A 24,916-nucleotide genomic window follows, 5' to 3' on the forward strand; every position below is an offset into this window, starting at 1 on the left:
AGAGCCGACGGCGAATACCGACGGCGGGAGCCGGCCGTCAGTGGCCGCGGGCGATCCACTCGGCGAGGTGGGGGGACTCGGTGCCGATGGTGGTGGAGTCGCCGTGGCCGGTTCGGACGACGGTGTCCGGCGGCAGTGCGAGCAGCCGGTCGCGGATCGATTCGACGATCGTCGGGAAGTCGGAGAACGACCGCCCGGTGGCGCCCGGTCCTCCCGCGAAGAGGGTGTCGCCCGTGAAGACGGTGCCCAGGGCCGGGGCGTACAGGCTGACCGCGCCCGGGCTGTGGCCGGGGGTGTGGAGCACCGTCAGCTCCGTCCCGGCGACCGTCAGCACCTGACCGTCGGTCAGCGGTCCGTCCGGGGCGCGGTCCGGGTGGGTCTGCTGCCACAGCACCTCGTCGTCCGGATGGAGCAGCACGGGTGCGCCGGTGCGGGCGGCGAGCGCCGGCGCGGCGTTGACGTGGTCGTTGTGGGCGTGGGTGCAGACGATCGCGACAAGGCGGCGGTCGCCCAGGGCGGCGGCGACGGCATCGGCGTCGTGGGCCGGGTCGACGACGATCGCCTCCTGGTCGTCGCCGACGATCCAGACGTTGTTGTCGACCTTCCACGTCCCGCCGTCGAGGGTGAACTCCCCGGAGGTGACGAGGTGTTCGATCCGGGCGGCCATCAGAACACCACCACCGAGCGGAGCACCTCGCCGCGGTGCATCCGCGCGAAGGCCTCCTCGACGCCGTCCAGCGGGATGGTCTCGCTGACGAACGCGTCCAGGTCGAGCCGGCCCTGCAGGTACAGGTCGATCAGCATCGGGAAGTCCCGGCTGGGCAGGCAGTCGCCGTACCAGGAGGACTTGAGCGCGCCACCGCGGCCGAACACGTCGAGCAGCGGCAGGTCCAGCCCCATCTCGGGGGTCGGCACACCGACCAGCACGACGGTGCCCGCCAGGTCGCGGGCGTAGAAGGCCTGCCGGTACGTCTCGGGGCGGCCGACCGCGTCGATGACGACATCCGCCCCGTGGCCGCCGGTCAGCTCCCGGATCGCCTCCACCGCGTCGCTGGACGAGGAGTTGACGGTGTGCGTGGCGCCCAGGGTGCGGGCGGTGGCGAGCTTGCGGTCGTCGAGGTCGACGGCGATGATCCGGGCCGCGCCCGCGAGCTTCGCGCCGACGACGGCCGCGTTGCCGACGCCGCCGCAGCCGATCACCGCAACCGAGTCGCCGCGGCCGACGCCACCGGTGTTGATCGCCGCCCCGAGCCCCGCCATCACCCCGCAGCCCAGCAGGCCCGCGGCGGCCGGCGACGCCGCCGGGTCGACCTTCGTGCACTGGCCGGCCGCGACCAGGGTCTTCTCGGCGAACGCGCCGATCCCCAGTGCGGGCGCCAACTCCGTGCCGTCCAGCAGGGTCATCCGCTGCGTCGCATTGTGGGTGTCGAAGCAGTACCACGGCCGCCCGCGCCGACAGGCCCGGCACCGGCCGCACACGGCACGCCAGTTGAGGATCACGAAGTCGCCCGGCGCGACCTCGGTGACGCCGTCCCCCACCGACTCCACGATGCCCGCCGCCTCATGGCCCAGCAGGAAGGGGAAGTCGTCGTTGATGCCGCCCTCCCGGTAGTGGAGATCGGTGTGGCACACCCCGCACGCCTGCACCTTCACCACGGCCTCGCCCGGCCCCGGGTCCGGCACCACGACCGTGACGACCTCCACCGGTGCACCCTTCGACCGGGCGATCACTCCCTGTACCTGCTGTGCCATACCGTCCTCCTCGCTTCCGTCCGTCCCGATCACCGTGTCACGGACGGCGCACCGCCCGCAGCAGACTCTCCCATCCGAAGCGGGCGCCGGGCCCGGGGCACGCGCAACAACCGCGGCCACGACAGGCACAGAGGGCCGCACGGTGCAGTGGCCGCGCGGCGACCGTCAATACGGTGGAGCCCCGGTTCGGGGGTGGCCATGCTGGGGAAATGGCTGACCGTGCGAACGTCGTCGTCGTCCGCGAGAGCGGCGCGTAAGGCTGTGCTGCTCCCGGTTCGGAGCGGTGGGGATCGATCTCGACCTGCTGGCCGGGCCGGCGGAGGCGCTCGCGATGATCCGGCAGCTGAGGACGGACGACTGGTGGCCGGACGACGGCCTGTGCCAGGGCGCGGCGCTGATCGACCTCGGCCGGAAGGTTCTGATGCTCTTCGCCTGGGAGGGGCCGAGCACCACCATGCGGCACCGGTCCGCCACCCTGGAACTGCTGCGGGATGCCCGGGCGGGGTGGGAGGTCCGGTGGATGTACGACGGCCCGGCGGAGCTCCGGGCCGCCCGGACCGCGCCCGGGTCCGTCTAGCCTGCCGAGGAATCAGGCTCGGGGGCCGTCCGGTCCTGCCGGGGCTCGTTCAGCCGGTCGAGGGTGTCGGTTGCGCGGCGCTCGACGAGGATCGGGATGAAGGCGAGGACCCGGCTGCCGTCGAAGTGGGAGCGGGCCTCCGCCACGGCCTTCGTGACGGCCGCGGGGCCGGTGGTGGCGTCGAACCGGCGGTGCAGGCGGTGCTCGGCCTCGCGCAGCGCGGACGCTCGCGTCGCGGCGCGCAGGGACTCCTGGTCCTCCATCCGCGCCTCCCTCGAACGGCCCGGAGGTGATCGGCACCGGACCCGGCCGGGTGCACGTGCCGTGTTCGCAGCGTACCCGCGTGCGGCGACGCCGGCCCGGCGTCATCCGCCGGGTGCCGACACCACGGCCGAGGTCGCCACCGGCGTCGCCGCCGATGTCGCCACGGATGTCACCACGGACGCCGTGTGCAGGGTGATGTCGGCGTGGACCGGCTCCGCCTCGGGGCCGGTCAGCCGGTACGTCAGCAGCCCGGCCTCGGCGAGCCGTTCCAGCGTCGTCGGCAGTGCGGCCGGCGGCAGGCGCAGGGCGGCCGCCGCGGCCTCCACCGGCAGGCTCAGCTGCGCCGCGGTGCAGGCCCGCGGCAGGTCGTCGGCAAGGTCGGCGAGCAGGTTTCCGACCAGTCCGCCGCCTGCGGAGCGGGCCATCGACGCCCACTGCGCGGCCCACTCGTTCCGCACGCCACCCTGCACAGAGCCTCCCGTTGTCTTCGCCGGAGACCCCCAGGGTCCACGATGTCACGCCCCGGGACCCTCCGGACTGGGCCGGGCGGGGGTGGCCGGCAGCCCCGCCCATCCGGCCCGGACGCGCTGGGCCCGCCTCCCCCGGCGTCGCCCGCCGTCGGCGCATCATGGGCCGGAAGGACGGAAGGAGAGCCATGCCGCGACCTGTCCCACCGGGCGGCGGATGGCGCCCCGCCGCCCCTTCACTGCCCGGGCTCTCCGTGTTCAGGGGCTACCGGCGCAGCTGGCTGCGCGGCGACCTGCTGGCCGGCGGCACGGTCGCGGCCTACCTCGTGCCGCAGGTCATGGCGTACGCCGGTGTTGCGGGCCTGCCGCCGGTCGCGGGGCTCTGGGCGATCCTTCCGGCGCTGGGCGTGTACGCGCTCCTCGGCTCGTCCCGGCTGCTGTCGGTGGGCCCCGAGTCGACGACGGCGCTGATGACCGCGACCGTGGTCGGGCCGCTCGCCGGCGGGGACGCCGAGCGCTACGCGGTGCTCGCCGCCACCCTCGCCGTGGTCGTCGGCGTGCTGTTCGCCGTCGCGTGGCTGGCCCGGCTGGGATTCGTCGCCGACCTGCTCTCGCATCCCGTCCTGATCGGCTACCTGGCCGGGGTCGCGCTGATCATGATGGTGGACCAGCTGTCCAAGCTCACCGGCGTCGCGGTGGAGGGCGAGGGCTTCGGCCCGCAGCTGAGGTACTTCGTGCAGCACCTCTCGCAGGCGGACACCGCCACCGTCGTCCTCAGTGCGGCCGCGCTGCTCCTGCTCTTCGCGCTCCAGCACTGGCTGCCGCGGCTCCCCGGGCCGCTGCTGGCCGTCGTCCTCGGCACGGCGGTGGTGGCGGCCTTCGGCCTGCAGGACCACGGCATCGCCGTCATCGGCACGATCCCGGCCGGACTGCCCACCTTCTCCCTGCCGGATCTGGGCGAGGTGCACCGGCTGCTGCTGCCCGCCCTCGGGGTGCTGCTCGTCGGCTACACGGACGTGATCCTCACCGCGCGGGCCTTCGAGTCCCGTGAGGAGGGCGAGCAGCTGGACGCGGACCAGGAGCTGCTCGCGCTGGGCGGGGCCAACCTCGGTGCCGGCTTCCTGCACGGGTTCCCGGTGAGCAGCAGCGCCAGCCGCACGGCACTCGCCCAGTCGGCCGGCGGCCGCACCCAGGGGTACGCGCTGGCCGCGGGTGCGGTCGTGCTCGCCGTCCTGCTCTTCCTGGGCCCCCTGCTGACGTACACGCCGTCGGCGGTGCTCGGCGCCCTCGTGGTGTTCGCGGCGATCCGGATGATCGATGTGTCGGGGCTGCGCCGGCTGAAGAGGTTCCGGCGCCGGGAGCTGCTGCTCGCGATCGGCTGCCTGGTCGGTGTCCTGGCGCTGGACATCCTGTACGGGGTGCTGGTGGCCGTGGGCCTGTCGGTGGCGGAGCTGCTGAGCCGGGTGGCGCGGCCGCACGACGCCGTCCAGGGGCTGGTGCCCGGAGTCCCCGGCATGCACGACATCGACGACTACCCGCAGGCGCGGACCGTTCCCGGGCTGGTCGTCTACCGCTACGACTCGCCGCTGTTCTTCGCCAACGCGGAGAACTTCCGCAGCCGGGCGCTGGCCGCGGTCGCCGAGGAGCGCGACCCCGTCCGCTGGTTCGTCCTCAACACCGAGGCCAACGTGGAGGTCGACATCACCGCGCTGGACGCGGTGGAGGCGCTCCGGGCCGAGCTGGCCGACCGCGGCGTCGTCTTCGCACTGGCCCGGGTCAAGCAGGACCTCCAGGACGAGCTGGACGCCTACGGCCTGACCGGATCCGTCGGCGCGGACCGGATCTTCCCGACGCTGCCCACCGCGGTGGCCGCCTACCGGGCCTGGGAGGCGGGCGCCGGCCCGGGCCCGTGACCTGCCGAGCGGGGGCGGGACGAGCCGGGGTCGCCCCCGGACGGCGGCGCCCGGTTTGACGGGGCCGACGGCCGGCCGGAGGGTGACAGGTACCCATGCCCCTCCGGACGGCGGGCCGGACCCTCCCTGGCGCGGCCGCACCCGCACCCGGGGCGCCCGGCCGCACCGGCCCCGCCCACGGCGCCCGCGGGGACCGGGCGGGCGCCCCGCACCCGTCGTGACCGAGAGGAAGCGGTGCCGGCAATGGTGGACAAGCAGGCCCGACGGATCGCTGAGTTCATCGAGCCGCTGCGTGTGGAGCCCGGCTCGCACGTGGATCTCGCGAAGGACTTCGACCCCCGCTACAAGGCCCGGGTGAAGAAGCGTGACGGCGCGGAGCTGCTGCGCACCGGCGTCGGCCTGCTCGCCGAGTACCAGGCGAAGCTGGCCGCCCAGGACAGCTACGGCGTCCTGTTCTGCCTCCAGGCGATCGACGCGGGCGGGAAGGACGGGACGATCCGCCACGTCATGAGCGGGGTCAACCCGCAGGGCGTCCACGTCAGCAGCTTCAAGGTGCCCTCCGCCGAGGAGCTCGACCACGACTACCTGTGGCGCTATGCGCAGCGCCTGCCGGCCCGCGGGGACATCGCGATCTTCAACCGGTCGCACTACGAGGAGGTGCTCGTGGTGCGGGTGCATCCCGAGAACCTCGACCGGCAGCGGCTGCCGGAGGAGGCGAAGGGCCGGGACGTCTGGACGCACCGCTACCGGGCGATCAACGACTGGGAGCGCTACCTCTGCGAGAACGGGTTCAAGGTCGTGAAGATCTTCCTGAACCTCTCCGAGGAGGAGCAGCGCACCCGCTTCCTGAAGCGCATCGACCTGCCGGAGAAGAACTGGAAGTTCTCGGCGGCGGACGTCCGCGAGCGCGAGCGCTGGGACGACTACCAGCGCGCCTTCTCCGAGATGCTCTCGGCCACCAGCACGCCGTGGGCGCCGTGGTACGTCGTGCCGGCCGACCGGAAGTGGTTCGCGCGGATCTGCGCCGCGGCCGTCCTCGTGCACACGCTGATGGAGATCGACCCCCGGTACCCGACCGTCGGCAAGAAGGCCCGCAAGGAGTTGCGGGCTGTCCGGCGACAGCTGGAGGACGAGGCGCCCGCGGGCGCGGCGCGCGACCCCTACGCGGCCGAGCACCGGCCCGGACGCGGGAAGGAACGGCCGTGAGCGCGGGCCCCGGCGCACGACCCTGGTACGCGACGCCGCCGGAGGAGGTCGCGGCGCAGCTCGGCGTGGACCCGGAGGTGGGGCTCTCCGCCGCCCGGGCGGCGGACCTGCTCGCCGCGCACGGCCCGAACGCGCTGCCCGAGGAGAAGACCGAGCCGGGCTGGCTGCGCTTCCTCGACCAGTACCGCAGCTACATGCAGATCATCCTGGTCGCCTCCGCGGTGGTCGCGCTGGCGATCAAGGAGTGGAGCACCGCGATCCTGCTGATCGTCCTGACGCTGTTCAACGCGGTCGTCGGCCTGCGGCAGGAGGGCAAGGCCGAGAGCGCGATGAACGCGCTGCGGTCGATGATGAAGACCACGGCCCGGGTCCGGCGGAACGGGGTGGAGTCGGAGATCCCGGCGGAGCAGCTGGTGGTCGGGGATGTCGTGCTCATCACCGCCGGGGACACCGTCCCGGCGGACGGGCGGATCGTCCGGGCGAGCGCGCTGCAGATCGACGAGTCCGCGCTGACCGGCGAGAGCGTGCCGGCGGCGAAGGAGGCGGGCACCCTGACGGGCGACCGGCTCGGCCCGGGCGAGCAGTCCACCATGGCGTTCATGAACACCCCGGTCACCCACGGCAGCGGCCTGCTGGTCGTCACCGGGACGGGCGCCGGGACGGAACTGGGCAAGATCTCCGGGATGCTCTCGGCGACGGAGAAGGAGCAGACCCCGCTCACCCGCGAGCTGAACACGCTGACGCTGTGGATCGCGGCGGCAGCCGGCGCCACCATGGTGGTGATGTTCGTCCTCGGCCGCAGCCGCGGCCAGGCCTGGGACGCGCTCTTCGTCAGCGCCGTCTCGCTGGCCATCGCGGCCATCCCGGAGGCCCTGCCCACCGTCACCCAGGTGATCCTCTCGGTCGGCAGCCTCAACCTCGCCAAGCGCAACGCCATCGTCAAGGAACTGCCGTCCGTGGAGACCCTGGGCTTCACCTCGGCGATCAACTCGGACAAGACCGGCACCCTGACGATGAACCAGATGACCGTCGTCGAGGTCCTCAGTCCGACCGACCGCTACACCGTCTCCGGCAGCGGCTACGGCCTGGAGGGCCGGGTCCACCACGCCGCCGGCTCCTCCCCGGGCATTGAGGACGCCATCCTGCCGTACCTGATCGCCAGCGACGCCAAGCTGGTGGACGGCACGGTGGTCGGCGACCCGACCGAGGGGCGCTGCTCGTCCTCGGCCACAAGGCGGGTCTGGACATCGACGCCACCCGGGAGCGCTACCCGCGGCTCGCCACGCTGCCGTTCGACCCCGAGTACAAGCTGATGGCGACCTTCACCTCGACCGTGGACGCGTCGGGACGGCCGGTGGTGCGGTGCTTCGTCAAGGGCGCGGCGCCCGCCGTCACCTCCCGCGCCAGCACGGCGCTCGCCGGGGGCGGACGGTGCCGTGGGACGCCGAGCTGAGCGGGCGCGCCGACGCGGCGTCCGAACGGATGGGCGGCGAGGGGCGCCGGGTGATGGCGGCGGCGGAACGCGACCTGGACCCGGCGGACTTCGACCCGGACGGCGACCTGCTGGCGCTCGTCACCGAGCTGCGGATGACCAGCCTGGTCGGCATGGTCGACCCGCCGCGCGCGGAGTCCGAGGAAGCGGTGGCCAGTGCCCAGGCCGCCCACATCCGGGTCCGCATGGTGACGGGGGACGACGTCACCACCGGCGAGGCCATCGCCCGGCAGCTCGGGATCCCCGGCACGGCGATCCTCGGGGCGGACTTCGCCGCCCTGCCGGAGGCGGAACGGATGGCCCGGATCGACGACATCGGGGTGGTCGGCCGCGTCGCGCCGGAGCACAAGGTCCTGCTCGCCGACACGCTCAAGAAGAAGGGCGAGGTCGTGGCGATGACCGGCGACGGCGTGAACGACGCGCCCGCCATCAAGGCCGCCGACATCGGCATCGCCATGGGCAGCGGCACCGACGTGGCCAAGAACGCCGGGCGGATGATCCTCTCCGACGACAACTTCGCGACCATCGTCTACGCCGTCGAGGAGGGGCGGAAGCTCTACGACAACCTCACCAAGTACATCCGCTTCGTCCTGATGCTCCTGGTCACCTTCGTCCTGACGTTCCTCGGCGCGACGGTCTTCAACATCGCCGCCGGCGAGCCGTTCACCCCGCCGCAGGTGCTGTGGATCCACTTCGTCGTCAACGCGCCGTTCGGCTTCGCCCTGGGCTTCGACCTGGCGAGCCCCGGCCTGATGCGGCGCACCCCGCGCCCGCGCGGCGAATCGCTGCTGACCAAGTCCGTCATGGTCACCGTCGGACTCAGCGGACTGGCCGTCACCGTGGCCCTGCTGCTGCTGATCACCCTGGGCCAGCACCACTTCGGCGACATCAGGACGGGCAACTCGATCGCGTTCACCGCCTTCGCGCTCTGCCTGATCGTGGCGGCCTACGAATGCCGCAGCGAACGCGCGACCGCCCTGACCCCCACCACGTTCGACAGCCGGCCGATGAACCTGGCGGCCCTGTCGGAGTTCGTCCTCGCCGTCCTGGTGACCCAGATGGACGCCTTCCGCCGCATGCTCGGCACTACCGAGATCACCCTCGGCCAGTTCGGCTGGGCCCTGCTGGCCCCCGTCGCCCTCCTGGTCCTCTGGGAGCTCGGCAAGCTGCTCGCCCGCCGTACCCCACCCGTGGCACCCGGCCCCGGGCCCTCCCCCGGCGCGCCGGGCCGCTAGCGCGACCGGGGCCCCGCGGCGCGGAACCTAGGGGCCGAGCGCCCCGCGGAGCCACTGTTCGACGCCTGCGACGTGCACGCGCGCCCCGGCCTCCGCGAGATCGGGACGGCGGTCGGCGATGGCGTCCTGCTGGCGGGCCGCTACCGCCTGCTCGACCAGGGCGGCCTCGCCGACCTGCTCCCGGAGGCGGCCGCCCGGGGCCGCAGCGTGGTGATCATCGGCCCCGGACTCGCGCCGCTCAGGCGGGACTTCACCCTGTCCGAGCTGGCTCCGCGGGCCCGGGCGGCCGGGGTCGCCGGGATGGTGCCGGTACAGACGGTCACGGTGGCCGAGGAGACCCCGGAGCTGCTCGCCCTGGCCGCCTCGGACGACCTGGTGGCCGGGGTGGTCGGCTGGACGGACCTGGCGGCCGCGGACGTCGCGAGCGACCTGGCCGCCCTGCGCGAGGCACCCGGCGGCGAGTTCCTCGTCGGCGTCGCCACCAGGTGCAGGGCGAGCCCGCCCCGGACCGGCTGGCCCGGCCGGACACCCTGCGCGGGCTCCGGGCGGTGGCCGAGGCCGGGCTCGCATACGACCTGCTGGTGCTGCCGCACCAGCTGCCCGCGGCCATCGAGGCCGCCCGACGGGTGCCGGAACTCACCTTCGTCCTCGACCACTTGGGTAAACCGCCGGTCCGGTCGGGGCGGCCCGACGGATGGCGGACGGCCGTCCGGGCGCTGACGGCGCAGCCGAACACCGCGTGCAAGTTGTCCGGGCTGCTGACCGAAGCCGACCACCATGGCCGCCGGCTACGGCGATGTCGTGCGGGTGGCCGGTGAGTCGACGGAGCGCCTGACCGGGGCGGAGCGGACGGCGGCGTTCCGTTCGACCGCCGTGCGGGTCAACGGCCTCGCCTGAGCCGGCGCCTGGTCGCGCCCCGCCGGGCCGACGGATGCCCGCCGGGGCCGCTTCGGAAAGCGGCACCGGCGGGCAGGGCCGTTCGGGTGAAGCCCGGCCGCCGGGGCACCGCCGGGCGGCGGCGGGGGCCGGAGGCCGGCACGAGCGTCCGCTGTCTGCCCCGGGTCTCAGCCCCGGGTCTCGGCCTCGATCTCCGCGTCGGCGACCGCGATCGCGACGCCGAGCGCCGAGGCGATGTTGCCGGCCGCCGTCATGACCCGGGCCGTCCCGATGATGGGGGCGACGGCCACCAGGACGTCCTGCAGCTGCGCGGCGGTCAGGCCGGCCCGCAGACCGGGCTCGATGTGGGCGAGGTAGGAGATCGGGGGCGCGTCCGAGGCGGCCAGCGCGGCGATCCTGGTCATGATGAGCATGTCCGGGGCCATCCCGCACCGCTCGACCGAGTCCACGGTCATGGCGGCGAGGGTGTCCAGGACGGGGGTCTCAGAGGCAATGGTCATGTCGATCGGTCTCCTGGTCGCAGGCACCGACGCGGAGGCGCGGAGAGTGAGGGTGTCCGCGAGCGCCGGGCGTCCTGCCACCACCGTAGGAGGCCCCCGCCCGTGCCGCACCGGGACGGCCCTCCCCGGCGGGGGTCCCGGCCCGGCCTGTGCCGTCCCCCGCGCACCGCGTCCCGGCCCGGGCCGAAACCACTGGCGGCACGGTGCCGGGAGCCGGTAGGAGTGGGGCATGGCACGAAGCGCGCACCGCACGCACCGCCCGGAGGTCCGCCCCGTCCCGGTCGGGGCCCGCACCGCGAGGCCGTGGCGTGCCGTCCTGGTCCGCGAGCTCCGGTACAGCTCCGCAGGCGTGCGCATCGCCGCCCGCGAAGGACGGCGACCGGTGCCGCAGGAGGTGCGCCGCCGTGTTGCCGTGCACTTCTTCGCCCGCAGTGATCCGCGGGGAGGAGGAGTGGCTGCCGACGCGTACGTCGCGGAGCGGCGTGCCCGTCAGCTGACGCGACGACAGCTGGACCGGGTCCGCCTGGGGCAGGTGTCGGACATCGAGGTCGAGCCCGGGCGCCATCGGCACAGCGCCCGCTGGCTCGCCTGAGTCCCGGGGCGGGGCCGACCGCCGCCCTCGGCCGCCGCGGCCTCCTCCGGCCCGGCGTCGTCACCGGGTCGACCACGGCGGCGCGGAGCGCGAGGACGGTGCGGCGGCCGACGCCACCGGCAGACGACGCCGCCGGAGGACGACGGACGGTCAGCTCAGGCAACCGACGTGGGCGAGGGCCCGCTTGAGCAGCACGCCCTGCCCGCCGGGCATCTCCTGCTGCACCACGGGCGACGCGGCCTCCTCCGGGCTGAACCAGACCAGGTCGAGCGCGTCCTGCCGGGGTCTGCAGTCGCCGGCCACCGGCACGATGTAGGCGAGCGAGACCGCGTGCTGCCGGGGGTCGTGGAACTCGGTGATCCCCGGGGTGGGGAAGTACTCGGCGACGGTGAACGGCTGCAGCGAGGCCGGGATCCGCGGCAGGGCCACCGGCCCGAGGTCCTTCTCCAGGTTCCGTTGCAGTGCGTCGCGGATCCGCTCGTGGTGCAGCACCCGGCCGGAGACCAGCGTCCGGCTGACCGTCCCGTCCGGTCCGATCCGCAGCAGGAGACCGATCCTGGTGACCTCGCCGGCGTCGTCGACACGCACCGGCACGGCTTCGACGTAGAGGATCGGCATCCGGGCCCGGGTGGATTCGAGCTCCTCGGGAGCGAGCCAGCCCGGCGTGGTTTCCGTCATGTCAGACATTGGCCGATCGTACGTTCCGGGACTGCTCCGTGCCGAGGCCCCACCCCGGGTGGCCGCTTCGGAGTTGAAGCCGCCGCCCGCCCGGGCCTCCCCGCTCAGGGCGGTCCGTGCCGCCTTCGTGCGCCCGGGTAGGTGCCGCGGACCGCCCGGATCGGGCCGGGTCGCCGGGTGGGGGGCCGGGTGGGAGGCCGGCAGCTGCCGGGCGGGCCCGCGGGGCTCAGCACGACGGCACCGCCTCGGGGCCGATGGGGACGAGCGCGGAGATCGCGATGCGGTGGTTGGCCCGGCGGAACTCCGCGGCCACCCGCCCGCAGCCGGGGCACTCCTGGAGGTGCCGGGCCAGTTCACGCCCCCGCCGCCGGCCCGGCCGGCGGACGGCGCCGGCCAGCAGCGAGGTGAAGTAGCGGCACTCCAGCCCCGTCCCCTCGTCCACGTTCTCGCGCAGGTAGGCCTCTCGCAGCCCGGCACGCGCGCGGGCCGCCAGGGAGCGCACCCCGCTCGGCGTCATGCTCATCCGCTGGGCGACGGTGGCGGCCGGCTCGCCCTCGACCACGAAGAACCACAGCAGCACCTGCCACCGGTCGGGCAGGGTGCGGTACGCCCGGGCGACGAGTGCCGTCTCCTCGGCGGCGAGCAGCGCGCCCTCGGTCTCCGCCTCGTCGGCCAGGCACTCGGCCCAGGTGTGGAAGTCCTCCGGCAGCAGGATCCGGTCCGTGGTCTGGGCGCTCCACTCCATCGCGGTGCGGCGGACGCACGCCATCAGGTAGGGCCGCCAGGCGTACCGCGGGCCGCGGCCGCGGGCGACGGAGAGGTAGGTGCTGGCGTAGGCCTCGGCGGCGAGGTCCTGGGCGGTCTGCGGGTCGCGGCAGTAGCGGCGGGCGTAGGCGAGCACGGCGGCGTGGTGGCGCCGGAACACCTCGGCCATCACGTCCCGGATACGGGAGTTGCGGGTGGTGGTCGAGGTGGCGAGCGCCGCCGCGAGTTCCGCGTCGCTCAGCGCGCTCATACCCGATTCGCGGGTGCTGGTCCGAAGGGTCACCTTGTTCCTCCTCAGCTCTGGCCTTCTCACGATGGGGAGTTCGTGGGCCTGACCGGTGTGACGACCGTGCGGGGCCGGGACGGCGAACTGCCTCATGAAGGGCATCGACGGCGGTCTGCTGCTGGGGCCGTCGGGACGGTGTGGCAGGAAGGGCCACAGCACACCAGTCCCACGGGTTTCAAGGCAACTGTCGCCATGAACGGTCGTACGCCCGGCGATTCCGGATCCGAATGTGGGGAATCCGCGTGAAGGTGTGCCCGGAGGCGCACACCCGCCGCCGCGCGCGCCGTGGCGGCCGACCGCGGGGCCCGGCGACCCCGTGGCGAGGCCGCGTCAAGTGTGACTCCCGGTAAATAACGGGAAAGTTCATACGGCATTCGCATGGTTGAACGTCTCTGCCGAGGCAGAATCATGACTCTGCGTCAGCCCTGTCGGGTGGCGCTCCGGCACCGGTCGGGCACGCACAGCGGCAACAGGGTGGGGGCTCCCGCCGGCCGATAGCCGGTGGGAGCCCCCACCCTGTTGCCATTCCTTTGCCCGGTCACCCACCACCGGCGTGCACGTGCGCACCGCCGTGGTCGGCCCCGCCGACGATCACTCCTCCGAGCAGGCCGTGCAACCGGTCCGTCGTGGTGTCGGACAGCACGACCACCCATCCGTCGCCCACCAGGTACGACCCGCCGTAGGCCTCCGCCTCCGAGGTCCAGGCGTCCTGGGCACGCGGTGTCGGGAAGGTCGCGATCCAGATCTCGTCCCCGCCCGCGGTGCACAGGCCCTGCCGGAGGTCGGCCGCGTCGGCGGTGATCTCGGCCGTGCAGCCGATCCGCCGGGCCAGCTCCTCCACCGACCTCCGGACGGGGCCCGGCGACGCCTGCGAGGACCCGGTCAACCCGCCTGGCCCCCAGAGGAGTTCCGTGAGCCCCAGGAGGAGCAGGGCCAGCAGCGCGGCCCACCGGAGGGCGCCACGGACGGTCAGGGCCCGGCCGGCCGGTGCGCGGGCGGTACCCGTGGCACTCACGGGCCGGTGGCCGCCTTGCCCATCGGGTTGATGGCCGTCCACTGGTTGTCCATCCCGTTCCCGAGGGCGTCACCGTAGCCCTGGTCGCCCGTGTAGGTGTACGCGGGCGTGCAGTTGATGCTCAGCTGCCAGGTGCCGTCCGGACGCTTCATCTTGCCGATCAGCTTCGGGTTCACACCCTTGATCTTGCTGGCGTCGACCGGGGGCGCGGGCGTCCAGATCTTCAGGCACGCCCCCTCGCAGTTGGAGCGCATCGGCCAGGCGGTGTCCTTGCCGTAGTGGTACAGCGTCCGGCCCCAGCCGTCCACCATGATCGGGCCGAGCTGCGGGTGGTTCATGACGGAGATCTGCGCTCCGGTCGGGGCCTGCTGGGACGGCTGCGGCGCGGCCGTCGCCGAGGCGGACGCCGAGGCGCCGGCGCCGGCCGCCTTGGCCTTCGACCCGTCCGGCGCCAGGGCGTTCCAGGTACCGCCCACGCCCTGGCCCTTGGTGTCGCCGGGGGCGGTGTCCTGCGCGTACCGGTAGGCGGGCCAGCCGCCCACCGTCAGCTGGTGCGTGCCGTCGGCCCGGGTGATCTCGCCGAGCTTGCCCGGATCGATCCCGGTGCCCGCCGCGGTACTGGCGTCGTTGATGACGGGCGGCCAGGTGGTCGCGCAGCCCCGGAGCAGTTGGACGCTGGCGGCTTCGCGGTGTCCTTGTCGAAGCGGTAGAGGGTGAAGCCCTGACCGTCGGTCATCACCGGGCCGAGCTGGTCGTCCACCCGGACGGCCAGCTGTCCGCCGGACTTGCCGTTGGCGGCCGCCGGCGAGGCCCCGGTGCTGCCGTAGTCGCCGTAGGCGCCGGCCGGGGACGGCGTCGCACCGGCCAACTGGGTTTGGCCGGAGGCCCCGTAGGACGTGGTGGCACTGCTGCTGGCGCCTCCGAAGGCCGCCATGAGCACGAGGCCGGCCAGCACGAGGCAGACCGCCACGAGGCCGTATCGTTTCGTCGTCAAGATCTTCCTTGCCTTTCCATCGGTGGAACGGAACGGTCGGGGAACTGCGTTCGGGTCGGTGGTGGTCGGGATGGGTGTTCGGGTCCGGCGGTCGGCGCGGTGGCCGGCCCGGGCCGGGCGGCGCTCACTGGATGCGCAGGGCCAGCGCGGGGCACCGGTCGACGGCCCGGGCCGCCTGCTGGAGCAGTTGCGGCGGCACCGGCATGACACCGGCGGCAGGGAAGCCGTCCGCCTCCAGGCTGATCACCTCGGGCAGGACGCTGGTGCAGAGCCCGTGGGCTTCGCAGAGCGTCCAGTCCACGACGATGCTTCCGGCGCTCTCCACGACCGGCAGCGGGAGCACGTCCTGGACGGGCCGGCCGCAGCCGCGCTGGTACGAGTGCAGCTGCAGGTCGTCGTCGAAGACCTCCAGGGCCGAGGCGACGAACCGGGAGGCGGCGTCGGGATGGCTGCACGCACCCCGCTTGGTGACCGCCCGCATCCGGTTCTCGACGAGCTCCAGGGCGGCCCGGCCGCCGCCCCTCACCACCTCCTCCAGGGCTTTGACCAGGGCGGGCAGTCCGAGGTAGCACGGCCCGCACTGGCCGGCCGTCTCCTCGGCCAGCCAACCGGCGATCCTGAGCACTTCGCCCAGCGGACAGGTCGTGGCCGGCAGCGGCAGGACGGCGCCGGCGCCCAGTGCCCCGCCGAGGCTCTGCATGGACTGACGGGACACCAGGGCCCGCGCGGCGGCCTCGGCGGTCAGCCACTTGCCGTGGTAGCCGCCGACCAGGACGCCCTGCCCGACGTCCATGCCGAACAGCGCGAGCAGCTCCGTGAGCGGGACGCCGGTGGGCGTCTCCACCACCTGGGAGCCGGCCAGGGTCAGCAGGACCGTCCCCGGCTCCGACGGAAGGCCGACCTCGCGGTAGGGCAGGGCCCCGAGGCGGGCCGCGACCGCGAGCTGCGCGTACGTCTCCGCGTTGGACAGCAGGGTGGGCAGACCCCCGACGCCGCTGTCGCTCGTCCGCACGCCGCCGCCGCGCGGGAGGGCGATCCCGCTGGTGATGCCGCGGGCCAGTGCGCTCCCCTCCCCCGAGACGAACCGCTCGGGGAGCCGGACGACCGACACCGGCAGCCGCATGAAGCGCCGCTCGTCCAGTGCCCTGCGCAGCGACTGCTCGGTGTCGGCCCGGGTGACGCCGAGGACGACCTGGTCGGCGTCCAGCGCGTCGGCGGCCAGCAGGGCCCCGTCCAGGACCAGGTGGGGGTGCGCAGCAGGAGTGCGGCGTCCTTCAGACAACTCGGTTCTCCTTCCGTTCCGTTGACCACCACGACCGGGCGGCTGCGGCGTCGGGCGGTCGCCTTGACGACGGCCCGGAGCTTTCTGGCGAACGGGAATCCGGCCCCGCCCCGGCCCCGCAGGTCCACGTTCTCGGCCAGGTCGGCCAGCTCCTCCGCCGACATCGCCGGCGGCCGGCCGTGCACGACGAGGTGGCCGCGGAAGTCCAGCCGCTCGGTGTGTTCCAGACCCGCGAACAGCACCGGCCGGTTGAGCCAGGCAATGGGTGCGCCGTTCATCCGTCCTGCCGTCGTCGGCCGGTTCCGGCACCGACCGGCGGCCGGGCGGCGGGTTCGGGCCGGGCCGGAGCGGGCCGGACGGGGGCGGCGGCCCGGCGCCGGGCGTCCCGGCCCTGCAGGGCCAGCCGCAGCCCGAGCACGCCGATCACCCCCACGACGGCCACGCTGTAGAGCACGTTCACCCAGGGGGCGGGCACCCGGCCGGCGTTGAGGCCGTGGACGAGCGCGGCGCCCCAGGCCGGGTAGGCGCAGATGTGGACGATCCGCCAGCGCCTCGCCTCGCCCGTCCGCGCCAGCAGCCCGCGGGCCGCCCCGGCGAGGGCCACCGCCAGGAGCAGGTAGCCCGCGAGGACCCCCAGGCCCAGCACCACCGGCCGCTGCGGGTCGGCGAACGGGACGATGGCGGCGAGGGCGCCGATCCGGCCCTGGATCAGCTTCATCCACACGTGCAGGGCGAGGAAGACCACGCCCGCGACACCCATCGTCCGGTGGATCGCCTGGGCGGCCAGCCGGTGGACGGGGTACAGCAGCAGCCGGTCGGTCGCCGCGAGTCCCCACAGGACGGCGGAGGAGAACGACACCAGGGCGAGGACCCCGGCGGCGGCCCCCAGGAAAGCCTGCAGCGCGCCGTTGACGACCACCGCCGCCAGGCCCAGCCCCACCGCCAGCAGCGGAAGGAGCGACCACACCGTGGGTGCACCCCGGCCGCCGGTCTCGGGCCGGCCTCCGCCGGGCCCGGCCGGCCCCTGGGCGGTGCGGCCCGCCCGGTCCACCCGCTCCGTCCGGCCTCCCCGGCCGCCCCGGCGCGTTCGCGCCGGCCCTGCGGCCGAATGCCAGGATCGGCGTCCTTGCCCTGTCAACATCGCTGCGCCCTCCGGCGTGTGCTGCTGTGCTCCGATGGAACGGGGACCCTGGCCCCGGGGCGGGCCGCGCGAGGACTGGTGACCGGGGCTCCCGGACCGGCCGCTGCCGTGGCCCGTGGCGGTCATCCGCAGCGACGCCCCTCGTTGATGCAGCTCACCATCTGGTCGAGCAGGTTCCGGTTCATCACGTTGATGAAGTCGCCGTGGTCGGTGACCGGGTTGTGGAGCTGCTCGGGGAAGCTGTCGACGGCGAAGCGCACGCCGGTCGGCACGTCGTAGGCGACGCGCTCCACCAGCTGGGGGATCGCCCGGAAGTTCTTGGGGCAGCTGCCGTTCGCCTGGGAGAAGGCCGTGTGGGTGCGGTGGTTGGCGCTGTCGATGTTCTTGCCGTCCCAGCAGTCCGGGAACTTCAGGGTCCGCACGACCCGGCTGCCGTTGGGGCAGATCGGGTACTTGTCGGCGAGCTGCCGGTTCTCGAACCCGGTGCAGCTCCACGAGGCGTGGGCGTTGGCCGGCCCGTTGGTGAGGGCCTTGGCGTCGCCGGTGATGATCCGCAGGAATCGGGTCATCGGCTGGACCTTGTTCCCGGCGGCGGAGTTGTAGGTGATCTGGACGTCCGCCGGCTGCAGGATGCGCCCCACGTTGCTGTCCTGGCCGCCGCCCGGCGCCTTGGCGTCCTTCTCGGTCACGCCGTTGAGGAGCCGCAGCACCGGCCAGTAGTAGGCGGACTGGTCCCCGTTCGAACAGGTGGTGCCGGCGCGGGCGAGCCGGTTGTTCGCGGAGAACGCGTCGGTGATGAGGTTCCCCACGTAGTCGTGCATGTGGTGGGCGCCGTTGCTCACCCCGGGGGCCACGATCACGTTGTCGGGGTTGAGGTGGCGGTTCTCGTTGCGGCCGCACTGCGAGGTGAAGGTGCCGGTGGCCGACCCGGTGCGGGCGGGCTTGGCGACGTTCGGGGAGACGGTGCGGATGTCGACGAAGCCGCGTCCGAGGCCGCTCCCCGATTGCCGGAGCCCTTGCTCAGGGCGGCCGGGCCCGAGGGGCCGGACGAGCCGGACGAGCCGGCCTGGGCGTCGGGTGCGTAGTCCCGGGCGGACGCGTCGACCACCAGGTCGCGCCGGATCCCGCAGCTCGCCAGCCCGGTGAGGTCCCCGGGCAGACCGGCGTCCGGCCCGGCGCTGGCCTTGAGGTTGCGCAGCGTGGTGGTGCGCTTGGCGACCAGGGCGTCCATCACGCGCTGCTCGCCGCCCCCGGCGCCGGGAGCCATGAGGCTCCGGTAGGCGTCCGCCACCTGGACGTCGAGGTCGGCGAGATCCCGGTCGACGGCCGGCTGGGCGGCCGCCGGCACCTGGTCCAGCAGTGAGCCGACGTCGCCGCAGGCGACCGTGCCCATCCGGGTGGCGGCCGGCTGCGCGGGCGGCTGGCGCTGCCCGGCGAACGCCGCGACCGTGAGCACCGACGCTCCGGTGACCGCCAGCACCCCGGCCAGCAGCAGGGCCAGCATCCTCCGCCTGGCCTTGTCACGTTTGTGAATCCTCATGTTCGCACCCTCGGAACGGGATCGGGCCTGTGGGACAGGCCGTGGGCAGCCTTGTTGCTGCATGTGTCAGGGGATTTCGGAAAGGTCCCGGGACCTGTCGGACGGCACTGCTTCGGAGAGATTGCCTAGCGCCGCGTCGCGGACGGCGAGGGCGCGGCGGCCGGCGGCGAGGACAGGTCTCCGAATTTCACCAGCCCGGTGGCCTCCAGGACCATCATGTGGTCGAGAACGGTCGAATTCGCCAGGGTCGCGAGATCCCGGACGGCGGAATTCTGGGTACTGGCGCGCACCTGGGCGACGACGGCGAACACCTGCCCGTGCGCATTGCGCACGATATTCGCGAAGAGCCGGTCGAATTCGTCGCCCTGGGCGGCGTCCAGCTGTTTCAGCCAGGCCTGCTGCTGGGCGGAGGGTGCACTGGGGACGTCCAGCCCCAGTGTCCCCGCCGTCTGCAGCACCGCCTGGTCGAGCTCGGTGTGCCCGTCGATCAGGTGCTGGCCGGCCGTCCTGACCTCAGGGGTGCCGCCCTTGGTGACGGCCATCCGGCCTGCGGGGATCTCCCACAGCCCGGCCCACCGGACCCGTTTGACGAAGTCCCGGTCGACCGCCGTCAGCGGCCCGGTCGGTGTCTGCACCGTGCCCGGTGCGCCGCCCGCCGCCTGCGGACTGCGGTACGAGCCCGCCGAACGCACCACCGGCACGACCAATGCCGTCACCGTGGACATCAGCGCCACGATGATGAGAAGAGTGGCGAACGACCGCGGAAGACGAGTCGCCTTGGGGAAACCATAGGCCACTTTCCCGGGTCCGCGCTTCTTCCTCGAAGATGACATCGATTTCCTCATCACGCCGGGGCGGGCGAACACGCCGGCCCGCCTCCGGAATTCCCTTCCGGTGGTTTCCGGCTTGCCGCGACGAACAACCTACGGGACACAGGGGTGCCCGTCGGTGAATTCGTCGACATGGACAGAATGCGGACGTCGGGGATCCCGGTCGGAAGTCACGGGAATTCGGGACGGCCGGACGCGGTACGGCTCAGGGTCCGATGGGCCGGATGTCCTGCCGGGGCCCGGAGGCCTGACGCGACGGCAGTTCCTCCGCTCTGTGGCGCAGCCGGGCGCACTCGGCGGCCATGCCGTGGATCTTCAGCGCCAGCAGGATCTCGAACCGCGCCTGCGAGGTGCGCAGGCTGCTGCCGAAGAGCCGCTCCAGCTTCCGGAGCCGGTACCGGACGGTCTGCGGGTGGATGCGCAGCAGCAGCGCGGCGCCGGTCGCACCCCCGCCCTCCAGCCAGGCGAGCAGGGTCTGTTCCATCCTGGTCTGCTGGGTCGGCGTCATGTCCTGGAGCCGGGCGAGCCATTTGGCGGACAGGTGGCCGGCGAGCAGCGGGTCCTGGAGGAGCACCACCTTGGCCAGGTGGTCCTCGACGAAGAGGATCTCCCCCGTGCTGCCGGGTCGTTGCGGCGTCAGCGCCAGCAGGGTGCGGGCCCAGCGCAGCGAGGCTCCGGCGTCCGCACGCGCCACCACGGGGCCGACCACCGCCGACCGGCCCTGGAGCCAGCGGACGAGCGTCCGGTGCATCCCCGGGGCCGGGTCCGGGATCAAGAGGTACGGCTCGGGGCCGTGGAGGTAGGCGACGACCTTCGCGGCGGAGAGTCCGGGCGGGGGCGGCCCGGGCGAGACGGTGAGCGCCACCGCCTGGACCGCTCTCGGGCGGTCCCGCAGCACGGGCCGGCCGGCGGGCTCGGCCGACCGGCGCCGCACCGGTTCGCGGCGGCCGTCGGTCAGGGTCAGTGAATCCACAGCGGCTCCTTCCACGGCGTGCCGGGACGGCACCACCGGGGTCGGGCACGGGACTTGGCGAGATCGGCCGTGCGCCGGCCGGTCGGGGCGGGCATCCGGCGCGTGAGAGCGCAGGACGGAGAATGCGCTGCCGGTCGACCACTGGGGCAAGGGTGCACCGGAACACCTCCCGGGGAACTGCCGGCCACAGGCGGGCCGGTCACCAGGGAAAGAGACCCGATTCGGGTTTACGTCCCGCGCCTTTGCCCATCCTTTACCCTGGGCCGGGGGCCCGGCCGCACTCTGCCGACGCCGGCCGGCACCGCCGGGCAGGCCGTCAATCTCCGTGCGAGGAAGGGGAGACGGGCCCACCCACGCCGCCGCTCCGGCCGCACCGGAGAGGGATCCAGGCTGTGAGAAGGGCCCGGCGCAAGGTACATTGCCCTACCGGCCGGGCCGACGAGGCACCGCGCCGGCCCCTGTGTCCCATACCGTCCGGACGCGAGCGAGGCCATGATGCGGCTCAACCTCAATCAACTGGCGATCTTCGCACAGGTCATCGAATGCGAGGGTTCTCGGCCGCGGGCCAGGTCCTCTTCCTGAGCCAGTCGTCCGTGTCGAAACAGGTGCAGAACCTGGAGATAGCCCTGCGGACCCAGTTGGTCGACCGCTCGGGCCCCAAGATCCGCCCCACCCTGGCCGGCGAGGTCCTGCTGGCGCAGAGCAAGGAGGTGCTGGCGTTGGCCGACCAGGCCGTCGCGGCCGTCCAGGCCGCGGCGCTCCTCCGCTCGGAGCCCCTGGTGATCGGCAGCACGAGCACCGTCGGCGGGCACTTCCTGCCCCTCGTCCTGCAGGAGCTCCGGCGCCGGGAGCCCGCCGTGCGGTTCGGCCTCACCGTCAGCACCGCCGGTCAACTCGCCGAGGCGCTGGAGGAGGGCCGGACGGGCATCGGACTGAGCGCCAGCACCCTGCCGCCCGGCCGGCACCGGTCGGAGCGGCTCGCCGACGACGACATGCTCCTCGTCTGCCCGGCCGACCACCCGCTGGCCGGACGGGACGTCCGACCCGCGGACCTGACCGGGGAGACCTTCCTGCTGCGCGAGTGCGGCTCCCAGACGCGCCGTCAGCTGACCGACCTGCTGCACAGCTGGGACATCGCCGGTGCCCGGACCCTCGACCTGTGGGGCACGGAGGGCATCAAGGAGGCCGTGCGGATCGGCCTCGGGGTGGGGTTGGTGCCGCGCGGGTCCGTCCGGCTCGAACTCCGCCACGGCGTGCTGGCCGAGCTGGGGATCCGCCCGGCGCCCGAACGTCGCACGGTGATGGCCAACTGGACGCTGGCGCGCCCGCTGACGGCCTACGAACAACTCCTGCTCACGATCCTGCGGGAGGCCGCACGGACGACCGCCGCGGCCTGACGCCCGGCCCGTCGGCGGCCCCGGCGGCCCGATGGGCCCGGCACGCGGCGGCGCACGGCCGGGTCGTCCCGACTCCGGTGTCCGTCGTCCTGGGAGGAGGGCTCAGACTGGGTCGGAGCACCTTTCGCACCGGAGGACGGATTTCATGGCTGAACGACCCTTGACGCTGATGGCAGTGCACGCCCACCCCGACGACGAGGCCACCGGGACAGGCGGCGTGCTGGCGCGGTACGCGGCGGAGGGCATTCGCACGGTCCTCGTCACCTGTACCGACGGTGGTTGCGGCGACGGACCGGGGTGCCAAGCCGGGCGAGCCCGGGCACGATCCGGCGGCCGTCGTCGCCATGCGCCGCGAGGAACTCGAAGCGAGCTGCGAGGTCCTGAAGGTCGACCATCTGGAACTGCTGGAGTACGCCGACTCCGGGATGATGGGCTGGCCGGCCAACGACGCCCCCGGGTCGTTCTGGCGGACGCCCGTGGCGGACGGCGCGGCCCGCCTGGCCGAACTGCTGCACCACTACCGGCCCGACGTGGTGGTGACGTACGACGAGAACGGGTTCTACGGTCACCCCGACCACATCCAGGCGAACCGGATCACGATGGCGGCCCTGGCGATCACCGGGCTGACGCCGAAGGTGTACTGGACGACGGCGCCGCGCTCGATGATGCAGCGCTTCGGTGAGGTCATGCGCGAGTTCGGTGGCGAGCAGGCGGAGCCGGACCCGGCGGAGGCCGCCGCGCTGGCCGAGATCGGGCTCCCCGACGAGGAGATCACCACCTGGGTGGACACCACCGAGTTCGGCGGCCAGAAGTTCGACGCGCTGGCCGCGCACGCCAGCCAGGGCGAGAACATCTTCTTCCTGAAGATGGGCAAGGAGCGGTTCACCGACCTGATGGGGGTGGAGACCTTCGTGCGGGTCCAGGACACCACCGGCGCGGCCGTGCCGGAGAACGACCTCTTCGCCGGACTGCGCTGACCCGCAGGGGCGGGCCCGGGCCGGCGGGCCGGGGCGGTGCCGGGAGACCGGACACCGCCCCGGTGGTGCGTCAGACGGTCGCGACACCGTTCGAGTAGCGCTTCATGAAGTAGGTGCCGAAGCCGTCCTGCACCGGGTCGCCGCTGTTGTTGACGCAGTGCAGGATGCCTCCGCCGCCGGGGCCGTTGAGGCAGACGGTCATCAGGTCGGTGAGCACCACACCGCGGGTGTCGGGCACCTCGTAGGCCCGCGCGGTGTGGATGTCGGCCTGCAGGTTGAAGAAGCAGTAGCTGCCCAGGCCCCAGGCCTGGTGGTCGGTGACGGAGTCGGCGACCTTGTACGCGGCGTAGCCGCTGGTGCCGTTGTGCGTCCAGGCGGACTGGGTGGGGACGTCGTAGGGGTGCTCGTTCTGGAAGAAGTAGGTGCGGCCGTGGTTGCCCTTCCAGAGCACCTCGTAGTTCTGGAAGTGCTCGACGAACAGGCCGTAGGTGGTGACCCGGTCGCCGTTGACGAGGAAGCCGATGCCGGCGGGGTTGACCGACCAGCCGACGCTGCCGTCGAGGCCGTGGTCGGCACGCCAGATCCAGACGTGGTCGACGATCACGTCGTTGCTGTCGATCCGGATGCCGACCTCGGTGCCGCCGGGCACGAAACCGCCGACGCGGACGAACACGTCGAAGAGCGCGGTGGGGCGGGCGGCGTGGCTCCTCCGGCTGTGGCCGTCCCCGACGCCGAGCAGGACGCGGGAGCCGGCCGAGGCGGTTTCCAGGAGCACACAGGCGATGGTGACGTCGTCGACATCGGCGACCTCGACGAGCGAGTTGCCGTCGACGGCCTGGAGGGTGGCCAGACCCAGGCCGAGGACGACCGTGCCGGGCCGGGAGACGCGCAGCGGGTCGGAGAGCCGGTAGATGCCCGGGGTGAGCAGCAGGTGCTGCCCCTGGGAGAGGGCGCGGTTGATCGTCCTGGCGGAGTCGCCGGGCCGGGCCACGTAGAAGTGCGACAGCGGGACGCTGTGCCCGGCGGCCCTGCCCGAAGCCCAGGTCGTCCCGGCGGAGTTGCGGCGCAGGGCCGGGACGAAGACGTGGTACGAGCCGTGGGCGTCGACGGTGAGGAACGGCTTCTCCCGGACGACGGGGGTGCGGTCGACCGTGGTCATCGGAGGGGCGGGGAAGCTCTGCGCGGGAGCACCCTCGGTGCCGACGAAGACCATGTTCCAGTTGGAGCCCGTCCAACTGCCGAAGGTGTCGTTGCGGGACAGCCACTGCTGCTGCGAACCCGACTCGACCTGGCCGTCCACCACGCTGTCGGCGAGGAATCCGCCACTGGACCAGCGGTTGCCGGGCGGGCTCGGCCACAGGGTCATGTTGCCCTTGACGTGCGTGCGGCGCATCGGGGCCGCCTGGGAGACCGCCCAGCGCTCCAGGCCGTCCGGCGGGACGATGCACAGGTTCTCGGCGGCCCGCCAGAAGTTCTGCGTGCCGTTGCCCTCGAACCACTGTGCGTCCGAGGTGACGTGACCGTTGATCACCACATCGTCGGGACTCTCGCCGAGGCCGAGGACGTGCGTGTAGAAGCCGACGTTGATGTCGACGTTGTAGGTGCCCGGCTTGAAGGCCAGGGCGTACCGCTCGGAGCCGAACTGGTTGGACTCCTGGATCTTGAACACGGCGTCGACCTGGGCCTGGATCGCCGCATCGCCCATGGAGGGGTCGAAGACCAGGACGTTGGCACCCAGGTGGGTGGTCCCGCGGGCGTCCGGCGCGGCCGAGGCCGAGCCGGCCGAGAGGCCGCCGACCATGGGCAGGGCGGCGGCGACCGCTGCGCCGCGGAGCACGGTTCTGCGGTTCGGGGTGACAGACATGACTCTCCCTGGCGTGGGTGGATGGGGAGGGGCCGGGCAGGGTTCTCGACGGAGTGAGAGCGCTCTCTCGCGGGAGGAAGTGAAACATCGGGGTCATGCCGCGTCAATAGGGTGCAGGCAACGGGTGGTTCGAAACGCCACTCGTGTTCACTTGATGAATGGGCGGGATCGGGCCCCGCCTCGGGCGCTCCGTACGTAGGGCCGGAATCGCCGCGTCGCACGTCCGCCGAGGTTTCCCGGCTCGAAGTCTTGACGACAGCACCTGTACCGGGCGACGGT

Annotated in this window: 23 protein-coding genes and 4 pseudogenes; 9 read left to right on the plus strand and 18 right to left on the minus strand. The window is 73.3% G+C overall.

Going from position 1 to position 24,916, the window contains the following annotated elements:
- Positions 1 to 37: 37 nt before the first annotated feature.
- Positions 38 to 667: an MBL fold metallo-hydrolase gene (locus tag ABEB13_RS05475; protein ID WP_345704527.1), complete on the minus strand. Its 630-nt coding sequence runs from the start codon at positions 665 to 667 to the stop codon at positions 38 to 40.
- The gene (locus ABEB13_RS05480) at positions 667 to 1,752 is read right to left on the minus strand and encodes an S-(hydroxymethyl)mycothiol dehydrogenase (RefSeq protein ID WP_345704528.1); all 1,086 of its coding nucleotides are present in this window, start codon (positions 1,750 to 1,752) and stop codon (positions 667 to 669) included. The genes ABEB13_RS05475 and ABEB13_RS05480 overlap by 1 nt, the downstream gene beginning before the upstream one ends.
- Before the next feature lie 283 nt (positions 1,753 to 2,035).
- Here ABEB13_RS05480 and ABEB13_RS05485 point away from each other — a divergent pair, with 283 nt between their 5' ends.
- On the plus strand, positions 2,036 to 2,329 hold the full coding sequence (locus tag ABEB13_RS05485) for a hypothetical protein (protein ID WP_345704529.1): 294 nt from the start codon (positions 2,036 to 2,038) through the stop codon (positions 2,327 to 2,329).
- On the opposite strand, the gene ABEB13_RS05490 is transcribed toward ABEB13_RS05485, so the two are convergent.
- Together ABEB13_RS05490 and ABEB13_RS05495 are read right to left on the minus strand one after the other, a co-directional pair.
- Positions 2,326 to 2,592: a three-helix bundle dimerization domain-containing protein gene (locus ABEB13_RS05490; RefSeq protein WP_345704530.1), complete on the minus strand. Its 267-nt coding sequence runs from the start codon at positions 2,590 to 2,592 to the stop codon at positions 2,326 to 2,328. The two genes, ABEB13_RS05485 and ABEB13_RS05490, sit on opposite strands and share 4 nt — an antisense overlap.
- A gap of 102 nt (positions 2,593 to 2,694) precedes the next feature.
- Positions 2,695 to 3,051 (minus strand): hypothetical protein, encoded by a 357-nt coding sequence (locus ABEB13_RS05495; RefSeq protein WP_345704531.1) that lies wholly within the window; start codon positions 3,049 to 3,051, stop codon positions 2,695 to 2,697.
- A 197-nt stretch (positions 3,052 to 3,248) separates the two neighbouring features.
- Between ABEB13_RS05495 and ABEB13_RS05500 the strand changes: the two genes are divergently transcribed.
- The 5 genes and pseudogenes from ABEB13_RS05500 to ABEB13_RS05525 form a co-directional block, all read left to right on the plus strand.
- Entirely contained in the window at positions 3,249 to 4,973 is a 1,725-nt protein-coding gene (locus ABEB13_RS05500; protein ID WP_345704532.1) for a SulP family inorganic anion transporter, read from the plus strand.
- A 243-nt stretch (positions 4,974 to 5,216) separates the two neighbouring features.
- Positions 5,217 to 6,179, plus strand: a complete 963-nt coding sequence (locus ABEB13_RS05505; protein ID WP_345704533.1) for a polyphosphate kinase 2 family protein — start codon at positions 5,217 to 5,219, stop codon at positions 6,177 to 6,179.
- On the plus strand, positions 6,176 to 7,492 hold the full coding sequence (locus tag ABEB13_RS05510) for an HAD-IC family P-type ATPase (protein WP_345704534.1): 1,317 nt from the start codon (positions 6,176 to 6,178) through the stop codon (positions 7,490 to 7,492). The genes ABEB13_RS05505 and ABEB13_RS05510 overlap by 4 nt, the downstream gene beginning before the upstream one ends.
- Positions 7,426 to 8,906: pseudogene (locus ABEB13_RS05520) on the plus strand (HAD-IC family P-type ATPase). Before ABEB13_RS05510 ends, ABEB13_RS05520 begins: the two are co-directional and overlap by 67 nt.
- Before the next feature lie 174 nt (positions 8,907 to 9,080).
- A pseudogene (locus ABEB13_RS05525) lies at positions 9,081 to 9,679 on the plus strand (amidohydrolase family protein); the annotation flags it as partial.
- Between the two features lie 291 nt (positions 9,680 to 9,970).
- Here ABEB13_RS05525 and ABEB13_RS05530 read toward each other — a convergent pair.
- Positions 9,971 to 10,303, minus strand: a complete 333-nt coding sequence (locus ABEB13_RS05530; RefSeq protein WP_345704536.1) for a carboxymuconolactone decarboxylase — start codon at positions 10,301 to 10,303, stop codon at positions 9,971 to 9,973.
- Between the two features lie 229 nt (positions 10,304 to 10,532).
- Between ABEB13_RS05530 and ABEB13_RS05535 the strand changes: the two genes are divergently transcribed.
- Positions 10,533 to 10,895 carry a hypothetical protein gene (locus ABEB13_RS05535; RefSeq protein ID WP_345704537.1) on the plus strand — a complete coding sequence of 121 codons (363 nt, stop codon included), beginning with the start codon at positions 10,533 to 10,535 and terminating at the stop codon, positions 10,893 to 10,895.
- Between the two features lie 150 nt (positions 10,896 to 11,045).
- On the opposite strand, the gene ABEB13_RS05540 is transcribed toward ABEB13_RS05535, so the two are convergent.
- From ABEB13_RS05540 to ABEB13_RS05595, 12 genes and pseudogenes are all read right to left on the minus strand, one after another.
- Positions 11,046 to 11,573, minus strand: a complete 528-nt coding sequence (locus ABEB13_RS05540; RefSeq protein WP_100891887.1) for an NUDIX hydrolase family protein — start codon at positions 11,571 to 11,573, stop codon at positions 11,046 to 11,048.
- A 226-nt stretch (positions 11,574 to 11,799) separates the two neighbouring features.
- Positions 11,800 to 12,621, minus strand: coding sequence for an RNA polymerase sigma factor (locus ABEB13_RS05545; protein WP_345704538.1), 822 nt, complete (start codon positions 12,619 to 12,621; stop codon positions 11,800 to 11,802).
- Between the two features lie 541 nt (positions 12,622 to 13,162).
- A complete protein-coding gene (locus ABEB13_RS05550) occupies positions 13,163 to 13,639 on the minus strand; it encodes a hypothetical protein (protein ID WP_345704539.1) in 477 nt (158 codons plus the stop codon).
- Positions 13,636 to 14,181: a hypothetical protein gene (locus ABEB13_RS05555; protein WP_345704540.1), complete on the minus strand. Its 546-nt coding sequence runs from the start codon at positions 14,179 to 14,181 to the stop codon at positions 13,636 to 13,638. Before ABEB13_RS05555 ends, ABEB13_RS05550 begins: the two co-directional genes overlap by 4 nt.
- 2 nt (positions 14,182 to 14,183) lie before the next feature.
- Complete coding sequence (locus tag ABEB13_RS05560; RefSeq protein WP_345704541.1) at positions 14,184 to 14,633, minus strand: hypothetical protein; 450 nt, start codon at positions 14,631 to 14,633, stop codon at positions 14,184 to 14,186.
- Positions 14,634 to 14,757: 124 nt separating this feature from the next.
- Positions 14,758 to 15,426, minus strand: coding sequence for an NADH-ubiquinone oxidoreductase-F iron-sulfur binding region domain-containing protein (locus ABEB13_RS40300; protein WP_425559952.1), 669 nt, complete (start codon positions 15,424 to 15,426; stop codon positions 14,758 to 14,760).
- Between the two features lie 207 nt (positions 15,427 to 15,633).
- A pseudogene (locus ABEB13_RS40305) lies at positions 15,634 to 16,193 on the minus strand (oxidoreductase); the annotation flags it as partial.
- Complete coding sequence (locus ABEB13_RS05575; protein ID WP_345704543.1) at positions 16,190 to 16,882, minus strand: hypothetical protein; 693 nt, start codon at positions 16,880 to 16,882, stop codon at positions 16,190 to 16,192. The gene ABEB13_RS05575 and the pseudogene ABEB13_RS40305, both read right to left, overlap by 4 nt.
- A gap of 296 nt (positions 16,883 to 17,178) precedes the next feature.
- Positions 17,179 to 17,916 (minus strand): DUF1996 domain-containing protein, encoded by a 738-nt coding sequence (locus ABEB13_RS05580; RefSeq protein WP_345704544.1) that lies wholly within the window; start codon positions 17,914 to 17,916, stop codon positions 17,179 to 17,181.
- Positions 17,913 to 18,596: a hypothetical protein gene (locus tag ABEB13_RS05585; RefSeq protein WP_345704545.1), complete on the minus strand. Its 684-nt coding sequence runs from the start codon at positions 18,594 to 18,596 to the stop codon at positions 17,913 to 17,915. Before ABEB13_RS05585 ends, ABEB13_RS05580 begins: the two co-directional genes overlap by 4 nt.
- A 125-nt stretch (positions 18,597 to 18,721) precedes the next feature.
- Positions 18,722 to 19,321 carry a DUF4142 domain-containing protein gene (locus tag ABEB13_RS05590; RefSeq protein WP_345704546.1) on the minus strand — a complete coding sequence of 200 codons (600 nt, stop codon included), beginning with the start codon at positions 19,319 to 19,321 and terminating at the stop codon, positions 18,722 to 18,724.
- Between the two features lie 310 nt (positions 19,322 to 19,631).
- Positions 19,632 to 20,399, minus strand: coding sequence for a helix-turn-helix domain-containing protein (locus tag ABEB13_RS05595; protein WP_345704547.1), 768 nt, complete (start codon positions 20,397 to 20,399; stop codon positions 19,632 to 19,634).
- A 542-nt stretch (positions 20,400 to 20,941) separates the two neighbouring features.
- On the opposite strand from ABEB13_RS05595, the gene ABEB13_RS05600 reads away from it, so the two are divergent.
- Positions 20,942 to 21,796, plus strand: a complete 855-nt coding sequence (locus ABEB13_RS05600) for a LysR family transcriptional regulator (protein WP_345704548.1) — start codon at positions 20,942 to 20,944, stop codon at positions 21,794 to 21,796.
- Between the two features lie 145 nt (positions 21,797 to 21,941).
- A pseudogene (locus ABEB13_RS05605) lies at positions 21,942 to 22,773 on the plus strand (PIG-L family deacetylase).
- A 70-nt stretch (positions 22,774 to 22,843) separates the two neighbouring features.
- On the opposite strand, the gene ABEB13_RS05610 reads toward ABEB13_RS05605, so the two are convergent.
- The gene (locus ABEB13_RS05610) at positions 22,844 to 24,637 is read right to left on the minus strand and encodes an adenylyl cyclase (RefSeq protein WP_345704549.1); all 1,794 of its coding nucleotides are present in this window, start codon (positions 24,635 to 24,637) and stop codon (positions 22,844 to 22,846) included.
- Positions 24,638 to 24,916: the final 279 nt, after the last annotated feature.

Origin of the sequence: Kitasatospora paranensis, from assembly GCF_039544005.1 — a bacterium.
Lineage (GTDB): Bacteria > Actinomycetota > Actinomycetes > Streptomycetales > Streptomycetaceae > Kitasatospora > Kitasatospora paranensis.

Coding starts and splice junctions, on each gene's coding strand:
- ABEB13_RS05475 (WP_345704527.1), bottom strand. CDS start 667: ATGGCCGCCCGGATCGAACACCTCGTCACCTCCGGGGAGTTCACCCTC.
- ABEB13_RS05480 (WP_345704528.1), bottom strand. CDS start 1,752: ATGGCACAGCAGGTACAGGGAGTGATCGCCCGGTCGAAGGGTGCACCG.
- ABEB13_RS05490 (WP_345704530.1), bottom strand. CDS start 2,592: ATGGAGGACCAGGAGTCCCTGCGCGCCGCGACGCGAGCGTCCGCGCTG.
- ABEB13_RS05500 (WP_345704532.1), top strand. CDS start 3,249: ATGCCGCGACCTGTCCCACCGGGCGGCGGATGGCGCCCCGCCGCCCCT.
- ABEB13_RS05505 (WP_345704533.1), top strand. CDS start 5,217: ATGGTGGACAAGCAGGCCCGACGGATCGCTGAGTTCATCGAGCCGCTG.
- ABEB13_RS05530 (WP_345704536.1), bottom strand. CDS start 10,303: ATGACCATTGCCTCTGAGACCCCCGTCCTGGACACCCTCGCCGCCATG.
- ABEB13_RS05535 (WP_345704537.1), top strand. CDS start 10,533: ATGGCACGAAGCGCGCACCGCACGCACCGCCCGGAGGTCCGCCCCGTC.
- ABEB13_RS05540 (WP_100891887.1), bottom strand. CDS start 11,573: ATGACGGAAACCACGCCGGGCTGGCTCGCTCCCGAGGAGCTCGAATCC.
- ABEB13_RS40300 (WP_425559952.1), bottom strand. CDS start 15,426: ATGGACGTCGGGCAGGGCGTCCTGGTCGGCGGCTACCACGGCAAGTGG.
- ABEB13_RS05585 (WP_345704545.1), bottom strand. CDS start 18,596: ATGAGGATTCACAAACGTGACAAGGCCAGGCGGAGGATGCTGGCCCTG.
- ABEB13_RS05590 (WP_345704546.1), bottom strand. CDS start 19,321: ATGTCCACGGTGACGGCATTGGTCGTGCCGGTGGTGCGTTCGGCGGGC.
- ABEB13_RS05600 (WP_345704548.1), top strand. CDS start 20,942: ATGCGAGGGTTCTCGGCCGCGGGCCAGGTCCTCTTCCTGAGCCAGTCG.
- ABEB13_RS05610 (WP_345704549.1), bottom strand. CDS start 24,637: ATGTCTGTCACCCCGAACCGCAGAACCGTGCTCCGCGGCGCAGCGGTC.